Raw genomic sequence first — 1,097 nt, 5'->3', positions numbered from 1 at the left:
CCCACACCCCGGCGCCCGCTCACGTCCTCGCGGCCGCCCCCGCCGCGCCCTCACCCGTCGGCGCCTTCCTCGCCCGCACGTTCCGCGGCGACTGGGCCGGATCCGTGCAGGCCGCGCTGTGGCCCGTCGTGCTGCTGCTCGTCGGGGCGATGTCCCTGGCGATCCCGGCGTACGGCCAGGACGACGAGGTCGTCGTCGGCTTCACGGACCGCCTGCGGATCGCCCTCGCCCTGCTGCTCCAGTCGGTCGGCGGCGGCTTCGAGGTGACGGGCCGTGAGCAGAAGCCGCTCTTCGGCGGCTCCGACAGCATGGGCCCGGGCCTGGACTCGGGGCTGGACTCCGGTCTGGGGTCGGACAGTTCGGGCGCCACGCTCGAAGGCACCGCGGCCCTGCACTTCGTCCCGCTCACGGTGACCCTGCTGTGGATCGTGGCGCTCCTCATCGGCGTACGCGTCCTGCGCACCCGCATGGTGGCGCGGGGCGCCGGGCAGGGCGGCGGCACCGCGGGGCTCGAAGCGGCCGTGCGGGTCGCGCTGCTCGTGACCGTCGGCGTCCTCGGGCTCGCGCTGTTCGCGCAGCCCGAGATCGAGGGCGTCGAGCTGTCCTCGTCGCCGGTGCTCGCCGCGCTGGGCGCGCTCGTGCTCGGACTCGCCGTCTCCTGCGGGGTGTTGTGCCGCGCCGATCTCGCGCACCGGCTCACCGCGCGGCCCGGCGCGCAGATCTTCCTGCGGGCCACCGGCACCGCGCTGCGCGCCCTGCTCGTGGTGCTCGCGCTCTGCTCCCTGGTCGCCTTCGTCAGCCTCACCCAGATCGACGACCTGGCCGAGATCACCGACCTCGACGACACCGACGTCTCCCCGCTCCTGGTCGCCCTGCTCGTCCTGCCGAACCTCGCGGTCACCGCGCTCGGCCTCGGCTGGGGCGCGGGGGCCGAGGCGACGGTGCGGGGCAGCAGCTCGACGTACGGGAACGGGTACGAGAGCGAGTCGTTCGGGCTGTCCGAGCTGGGTGACGTCACCAACGACTGGGCGATCGTGGGGGCGTTGGCGCTCGGCCTGGTCTGCGCGCTGACGATCGGCGTGCTCGCCGCGCGGCGC

Annotated in this window: 1 pseudogene; it reads left to right on the top strand. The window is 74.9% G+C overall.

The features are described from left to right. Positions 1–1,097: pseudogene (locus AOK22_RS38680) on the top strand (zinc ribbon domain-containing protein); the annotation flags it as partial.

The organism is Streptomyces silaceus, from assembly GCF_001419745.1.
GTDB lineage: Bacteria > Actinomycetota > Actinomycetes > Streptomycetales > Streptomycetaceae > Streptomyces > Streptomyces silaceus.
Note: the sequence above shows the minus strand (reverse complement) of the source record. Positions and strands in the feature narration are given on the sequence as shown.